Genomic DNA, 7,513 nt, shown 5'->3' with positions numbered 1-7,513 from the left:
GCATAGGCAAGCCACCAGTCGTGATAAATACCGTTTGGAAATGAACCTATGTAGTTTCTCAGTTCTTTTTTAAATACAATAGCATGTCCTGAAACACAGTTCTCAAATAAAAAATACCTACTATCATTGCCCTGATAAAATATCCGGATATCAGAAATAAAACATTGCATCGTTTCACCTTGTTCAGTTATAAATTCAGAGTCGTGATACAATAAGATGTTATCTCCAATGCTACTATACATCTTACTGATCTTATTGAGCATCCAGATATCGTCCTGATCTGATAAGGCAATCAGCTCACCGGTGCACAAGTGAATCGCTTTCTCGAAATTTTTTATATAGCCGAGGTTCTGTGTATTCTGATAGATCTTAATAAAAGAGAATCGTTGACTGTAGGACTGCAGAATTTCGATCGTACGATCAGATGAACAGTCGTCTACGACAATAATTTCAAGATTTGGATAGTCCTGATGGACCAAAGAATCCATTTGTTCCTTCAAAAACTTTTCTCCATTGTAGGTGCATAGGGCAATAGATATAAGTTTATCTGACATCTTTAGTCTATAAAAGTTTGCATATCTATCAATCGTCTGTAAAGTCCATTTGCAGCCATGAGTTCGGAGTGCTTTCCGGTTTCTACAATCTCTCCTTTGTCAATAACCACGATGGTATCTGCATGTTGTATGGTGCTCAGACGGTGGGCAATCACAATGGATGTACGGTTTTTCATGAGGTTATTTAAGGCATCTTGTACCAGTTTTTCTGATTCTGTATCCAAAGCGGAGGTTGCTTCATCTAAAAGCATGATTGGTGGGTTGGCCAGTACGGCTCTTGCAATACAAACACGCTGTCTTTGTCCGCCGGATAAGCGGTTTCCACGATCTCCGACAAAAGTCTGATAGCCTTCTTCGGTATGCAGAATAAATTCATGAGCATTGGCGATTTTGGCTGCTGCAATGACTTCTTCTTCTGTGGCATCTGGTTTGGCAAAGGCGATGTTGTTAAAAATGGTGTCATTAAACAGGAAGGATTCCTGGTTCACAATGCCCATTTGCTCCCGGATGCTTTCTACAGTAAATTCTTCATAGGCTTGTCCGTCAATTTTAATGACGCCCGACTTGGGGTCATGAAAGCGCGGAATGAGATCCATAAGTGTGCTCTTTCCTCCACCTGACGGGCCAATTAGTGCAACCGTATTACCTTTTGGTATAGTCAGGTTGATGTCTTTTAAAACCTCTTTTGCTCCATAGCTAAAGGAAACGTGTTCCAGGCTCAATGCGTGATGAAAACCTTCCAGTTTGGATGCTTTGGGCTTATTAACCAATTCTGGCTTCGTATCGATAAGTTCGAGAACCCTTTCTCCGGCTGCAATTCCGGAATGTATTCCTGCAAATGAATCTGTCAGGGCTTTTGCCGGCCTCATCACCTGGGAGAAAATAGCGATATAGGCAATGAACTGATTGGTGGAGAGTGCGCCAGGCTCGTGGCTCATGATTAATGTTCCTCCATACCAAACAATAAAGGAAACCATAACCACACCTAAAAATTCGGATACAGGAGAGCCAAGTTGTTGCCTTCTGATCATCTTTCTGTTCAGATTAGAATAGAAGACATTTTCTGCCTGAAATTTATCTTTTATCCTTTCACTGGCATTGAAGGCTTTGATAATTTTTATACCGCTGAGTGCTTCGTCTAAAAAACCAATCATTTTTGCGAAAGATTCATGCGCTGCTTTGGCCTGTTGTTTTATCCTTTTAACGATTTTACTAATAATAAATCCGGAAATCGGAATAACCATCAAAGAGAATAAAGTGAGTTTTACTGAGATGGACAATAGTACAATGATATAAAAAATGAGTGTGAGTGGTTCTTTGAAGACCACCTGCAAAGTATTGGTTACCGTAAATTGCACCACCTGAACATCGGAGGCGACTTTAGAAATAATATCTCCTTTGCGTTCGTTGTTGAAAAACCCAACATGCATGTTCATTACGTTATTGAATACCGTTTTACGGAGGTTCAATAGGGTATGTACCCGTAGATCTTCCATAATCCGTTGGGAAAAATACCTGAAGATATTAGACAGCAAGACCGAGACAACAATAATTAAGCAAACATAAGTTAAGGTTGGTATTGGTCCGTGCGTGTTGATGGAGTTGTTCACAAAATCTCCAAACTTCCCTGTAATATCAAAGGCGGATGTGGCTGTTTGACTGACTTTATGTGGGGTCTTTGAATCTACTGAGATTAAAGTTTGAAAAAGTGGCGAAAGAAGGGTCAGGTTTAATACACCAAATATAACGGAGAGCAGAGTTGCAATAATATAGGGGATCGCAAATTTCTCTATGGGTTTTGCAAAGGATAATAAACGAAAATATGTTTTCATCAAAAAAAATTAGGGAGCAAAGTTACGGTTTCTATTTTTAATAAAGACAAATGCTGCTTAGAGGTATTGAACGGATTTCTCGGCTACAGATTTGTTAATGAAGTCAATAACATCCTGAACTTCAAGGGAGGATTGGTACTGTTCTTTTAATGCGACCAATCTCTTTCTGGATGCCCGTATTTGAGGAAGGTGCTGAAGATATTCTTTATAGCTTGCGTACATCCAGCTTTTGCCAAGAATGAGTTTTGGTAAAACCTCCAATAATACTAAGTAAGTTGGCCAGATTAAAGCCCTGAACCCTTCAAGATGGATGCTGTGAAAAATAAATCTGTTCCGGAAATAGATTTTCTTCATGAAGGTAGACTTGAGCTGGGTACTGGTGCTGCCGCTTACCTGGTGAAAACAAACAGACCGGTGTTCGTAATAGCATTTCCAGCCCAATAGCCAGGCCCTTAATGAAAGATCTGAATCCTCTGAAGAAAAAGGAGAATAGATTTCATCGAAGCCATTTAGTGCTTTTAGTTTTTTGGTGTCTACCAGGGCATTGGCTCCAGACAGGTAGGCAGTGAATACTTGTTGGTCTTGCGGATCTTTGCTGTAATAAAAGCGGTTTGCTTTAAGCCTGCAGCCTTTACGGAACAATATACGTGCTGCATCTTCAATCTTGCTGCCATCAGCTTTCATAATACAGCCCATTACTCCAAAAGTGTCCTCTCGCTGAAAATAGGGCCATTGCTTTTCGAAATAATCTGCGCTTAGCCTGACATCGGAATTTAACAGAAAGGTAAGTTCATAGATTGCGGCTTGTATACCTTGGTTACAGGTATAAGAAAAGCCTCTGTTTCGATCGTTAATGAGGAGTTTAATCTCCGGATAAGTGTTTTTTAGGAAAGATATGCTATCGTCTTTTGAGCCATCGTCTATAACAATAATTTCATAGGACACATCTGCTTGTTCCGCTGCTGTAATCACGGAGGGCAGGTAGGCTTCCATAAGATGTTTGCCATTGTAGTTTGGAATAACGATGGATAGGCTTTTCTTCATTATTTAACGATTTTATAGTTTCGGTATTCGAACAACCGAATGCCTGTCAGATCTTCTATTTTCTGGAGTGCCCTTCTCCGAAAGTTCATCTTGGGAGTCATTTTGGTAATGTCCTGATCGAACGTCCAGTTTGTTGCTTTGATCCTGTCCTGAATAACTGCAGGGTGCGTTTCCTTAAATTTAACCAATCGGTCTGCGTTATGCATATCAAAGGTATTTTGAACCGGAAGATTTTCTTCTATCCAGGTCTCCGTTTGGTAAAACTGATTGAAATTTCTTACTTTTCCCTGTAGTGCCTGAGGTGTTTTGACCCAGCCATAGTGGTAAACATAGGCGTCGATCAGTTTAACATGGAGTTTCCTGTCTTTGATGCGAAATCCCTGAGCATCTCTGTAGGAGTGGATACCAGGTAGATTTTTGAGTATGCGCACCTCTCTTCTATACCAGCGTCTGGATTCGGCAAGATAATCGTAAGAGGCATAGAAATGACGGTATTTTAAAAGCAGTGCTTCGATGTTTTTGTCATTCAGGTTTTCTTCCATCTCTCTGCGGATCAGGGGGAGGTATTTTTCGTGAATACACTCATCTCCCTGGATATAGATCATCCAGTCTGTGTTGGGAGAAATAGCGGCCATGGCTTTATCGGTTTCCTGGGCAAATACCTGCCCACCTTCCCTAAGGCTGTCATCCCAGATGGTCTCAATAATTCGTATTTTATCCGGAGCAATACTTTTAACCAATGCGGCAGTTTCATCTGAGGAGTTCCCAAGGGCAACAACAAATTCGTCACACAGGGGCAGCACAGAGCGGATGGCTTCATTTACAGGATAGTCGTTTACAATTGCATTTCTGATAAAGGTGAAGCCGGTAACTTTCATTGCTGCTGTTTTTCTTTTAATTTACAAAGATAGGGTTTCGGTTTGTGCAGGTTCTTCTCTGTTCAGGAAATTTTTGCAGAGGAGCTGATAACTGAGATAAAACCAGATGAGTGCACAGGGAAGGGCTTTAAGCGAATAGCGCATGATATAGTTGTCCCTGATATATCTGGGGATAAAGTCTGTGAGTGCCAGTGTAGTGAAGAGAATCGAAAAAATAAACAAGGCAAATACCTCCGGTTTGACCGGCCTGTCCTGGATCATAAACCAGATGGCTACCCCGGTGAAAGCAATGATATAGGTCTGGGATTCGGAAGAGTTGCTGAAAACAACGGTGAAAATCAGGGTTGAAGCCAGGTACATCAATCTGAAGGTTTCGGATTGATACTGTTTAATCCGTAAATAAGGGAGGCAGAACAGAATGACTCCTCCTAATAAAAAGGGCCAGTTGGGGATAGTTGGATCTTGTAACGTTCTTCTAAAAATACCCATAATAGATACATCCTGCCAGGAAACGAGGGTTGCATTTTCCAGTTGCTTTGCTGCCAGTGAAACGGACCAGTCCTTATAGCATTGAATGATATATTCCGGACTAAAGAAAAGCATAGGGAGGATCAGGAAAACGATAGCCCAAAAAACACAATACGCAATAAATTTAGGTTTCTCTTTGACAAAGAAAAAGAAAGCCAGCCCGACTATGCCATATAACTTTATATAAGTTCCTAAGAAGATCAGGAACGCGGCGAAAAAATTGTTCCTCTTATTGATCATGGTATATGAAAGTATAATGATGGCCGTGATAGACGGATTGATTTGAAAGGAAAATAAGGAAGAAAGCAATTCATTACTAATGATCCAGTAAACCGCAGTAATTTTTGGGTTTTTTAAGGGAAGCGTAGACACTGCATAGAATAAGGCAGAGATGTTCACAATTTGCCAGAGGAACATTCCAACAAATTTAGGGAACAATGTAAATGGGGCAATGATTAATGCGAACAATGGGCCGTAATGGTTCATGTCGCCATATTCTGCAGGATACCTCAGATATAGGTTGAGGTGGTCTAGCGCATGGTAAAATGTATGGGTAAAGATAAGATAGTTGTTGTGCTCTGTTCCTGATCTTAATTGTTTTAAGGTGGCCACGATGGCCAATATAACCCATACAGAAAAAATGAATTTCCTGTTGTTGAATAACTTTTCTAAAAAGAGTTGCGCTTTTATTTGGTTCATTGCCGTTTTTATAATTTTTGGCCTGGGGATGCTGGTAAGAAACCTATTTTGTACGAAGGACGGGTTGTGTCTGCTGTAATTTTTTCCAGTGCTCTCCTTTTTTATAGAGAGAAAGTTTGCTCAGGGGATACTTAAATTTGAGGTGTCCATTGTAATCTACGCCCAGTAAGCGGTAAGGGGTATTGGGATGTTCTGCAAGACACTGATTAATGGCATTGGTATAAGCAGTCGGGCCGGTCATTTTATGGACATCATGTGGGTATCTGTTGTGTTTGATGTTGTCGCAAACGAGCTCCATGGTCCGCTGAAGAAAGGGGTGGTTGGCCTCATAGACCAAAGCCCATTGTACATACAGTCCGGGGTTCCCTTCTTCAGAAATAATGGCGGTATCTTCTGGTTTTATAAAATTGTTAAGGCTCCCCTTTATACTACTGTCAATATCCAGGTAAACGCCACCTTTTTTTAATAAAACGGCATACCGGAAAAAATCGGCTTTGGCAGCGCCTATATTCAATCGTTGGTAGAGTTTTAAGGTCTCCACATCATATTCTTGTTCAAGAAATTTCTCTATCCTTGCATCATCGTAGAACTCATAACCGTAGTCGGGATTCTTTTTTCTAAATCTTGAAATATGCCATCGGGTAAGGAAGGGTAATTTTTCTGATTTAAAAGTTTGATGTATGATTTTTGGTATGGACATGGTTGAAATAATGTGCTAAGCTACCACTTCATTATAAACTCTGCAAATAATCAGGAAATTCCATTTCTTTGTATAGAGGATTTTAAAATGAATACCAGTGAAGCCCTTTTGGAGGGAATAAAACAGGGAAGCTTTATTGCATTGGCCAGGGCCTTAACCCTGGTAGAGAATGATATTGTTCCGGCTGGACAATTGCTCCGGCAGCTTCGTGCCAGAGATAATGTGCCTGTTGTTGGAATCACAGGTCCCCCCGGAGCAGGAAAGAGTACACTGGTCAATGCAATTACTTCTCATTTGGTTTTGAAAAACAAAAGGATTGCCATTTTGGCGGTTGATCCTACTTCTCCATTCAATTTTGGTTCTTTACTTGGCGACCGGATTCGGATGGCACAGCAATTTAATAATCCAAATGTTTATATCCGGTCTGTAGCTACAAGGGGCGCTTTGGGGGGGATTTCCGCGAAGACCATTGAGATGGTCGATGTAATGAGGGCTGCAGATTTTGACCTGATCCTTGTAGAGACGGTTGGTGTGGGGCAGTCTGAGCTGGAGATTGCCGGTTTAGCTGACCGTACGGTTGTGGTGTTGGTTCCCGAGTCGGGAGATGAGATTCAGAACATCAAATCGGGACTGATGGAAATTGCACAGGCTTTTGTGGTTAACAAGGCAGACCGCGAAGGGGCAGATACATTTGCTAATAACCTCAGAAAACTGGTGCGTCAACAGGATCCTGTTGTGCCTGTTTTTAAGACTGTTGCGGATAAAAATGAGGGCATTGCTGAATTTTGTTCCTGGTTGATGAAACCATTAAAATCTGCTAACGACCGGAAACCTTTCCTGATGGCTGAAAAAGCTTTTAAAATCCTGCAGTATTATAGAATGTCTGACATCGATCGGGTAAAATTGAGGAACGGGGTGAGAACTGCCATGTTAGAACCTGGGTTTAATATCTACAGGTTTGTAGACGAATGGGTTTCATAAATCTGTCTGAAAAAGTGGACTCTTGTATAGTATAAGGGTGTTTACTTCAAGAATTATAATTGATCACTTATAAAAGAAAGTGGGTTTCCGGAAATGAGTTTTTTATGACAAATTCCCTGTGGTGCATTTTTTAATGCGCTTTTTTAGTGTGCTAAGTTGTTGTTCTTTAGTTACTTATGCTTACTATGTGAAGTTTTTTAATTTAATGTATGTGTAGATGTTACACTGGTTATGAATGAATTATGGTTTTTATAAGCCTATTTTGTCTTTGTTTTCAAGTTTGGAACAGTGTTTGTA

Annotated in this window: 7 protein-coding genes; 1 reads left to right on the top strand and 6 read right to left on the bottom strand. The window is 40.6% G+C overall.

Features of this window, described 5'->3' with window-relative positions:
- The 6 genes from DBR11_RS21800 to DBR11_RS21775 all read right to left on the bottom strand — a co-directional run.
- On the bottom strand, positions 1-554 hold a 554-nt coding region (locus DBR11_RS21800), incomplete at its 3' end, for a glycosyltransferase (protein WP_199233914.1).
- A gap of 2 nt (positions 555-556) precedes the next feature.
- Positions 557-2,386, bottom strand: a complete 1,830-nt coding sequence (locus DBR11_RS21795) for an ABC transporter ATP-binding protein (protein ID WP_108554727.1) — start codon at positions 2,384-2,386, stop codon at positions 557-559.
- A 57-nt stretch (positions 2,387-2,443) separates the two neighbouring features.
- Complete coding sequence (locus DBR11_RS21790; protein ID WP_108554726.1) at positions 2,444-3,430, bottom strand: glycosyltransferase family 2 protein; 987 nt, start codon at positions 3,428-3,430, stop codon at positions 2,444-2,446.
- Entirely contained in the window at positions 3,430-4,308 is an 879-nt protein-coding gene (locus DBR11_RS21785) for a glycosyl transferase (RefSeq protein ID WP_108554725.1), read from the bottom strand. Before DBR11_RS21785 ends, DBR11_RS21790 begins: the two co-directional genes overlap by 1 nt.
- A gap of 21 nt (positions 4,309-4,329) precedes the next feature.
- The gene (locus tag DBR11_RS21780; protein WP_108554724.1) at positions 4,330-5,535 is read right to left on the bottom strand and encodes a glycosyltransferase family 87 protein; all 1,206 of its coding nucleotides are present in this window, start codon (positions 5,533-5,535) and stop codon (positions 4,330-4,332) included.
- Between the two features lie 43 nt (positions 5,536-5,578).
- On the bottom strand, positions 5,579-6,235 hold the full coding sequence (locus DBR11_RS21775; protein WP_108554723.1) for a glycosyltransferase family 32 protein: 657 nt from the start codon (positions 6,233-6,235) through the stop codon (positions 5,579-5,581).
- An 87-nt stretch (positions 6,236-6,322) separates the two neighbouring features.
- On the opposite strand from DBR11_RS21775, the gene meaB reads away from it, so the two are divergent.
- Positions 6,323-7,216 carry a methylmalonyl Co-A mutase-associated GTPase MeaB gene (gene meaB / locus DBR11_RS21770; RefSeq protein ID WP_108554722.1) on the top strand — a complete coding sequence of 298 codons (894 nt, stop codon included), beginning with the start codon at positions 6,323-6,325 and terminating at the stop codon, positions 7,214-7,216.
- Positions 7,217-7,513 lie beyond the last annotated feature (297 nt).

The organism is Pedobacter sp. HMWF019, from assembly GCF_003061025.1.
Classification (GTDB): domain Bacteria; phylum Bacteroidota; class Bacteroidia; order Sphingobacteriales; family Sphingobacteriaceae; genus Pedobacter.
This window is presented reverse-complemented; position numbering and strand designations above follow the sequence as displayed.

Excerpts from the sequence above, each read along its gene's own strand:
- DBR11_RS21785 (WP_108554725.1), bottom strand. The coding sequence starts at position 4,308 with ATGAAAGTTACCGGCTTCACCTTTATCAGAAATGCAATTGTAAACGAC.
- DBR11_RS21790 (WP_108554726.1), bottom strand. The coding sequence starts at position 3,430 with ATGAAGAAAAGCCTATCCATCGTTATTCCAAACTACAATGGCAAACAT.
- DBR11_RS21795 (WP_108554727.1), bottom strand. The coding sequence starts at position 2,386 with ATGAAAACATATTTTCGTTTATTATCCTTTGCAAAACCCATAGAGAAA.
- DBR11_RS21780 (WP_108554724.1), bottom strand. The coding sequence starts at position 5,535 with ATGAACCAAATAAAAGCGCAACTCTTTTTAGAAAAGTTATTCAACAAC.
- meaB (WP_108554722.1), top strand. The coding sequence starts at position 6,323 with ATGAATACCAGTGAAGCCCTTTTGGAGGGAATAAAACAGGGAAGCTTT.
- DBR11_RS21775 (WP_108554723.1), bottom strand. The coding sequence starts at position 6,235 with ATGTCCATACCAAAAATCATACATCAAACTTTTAAATCAGAAAAATTA.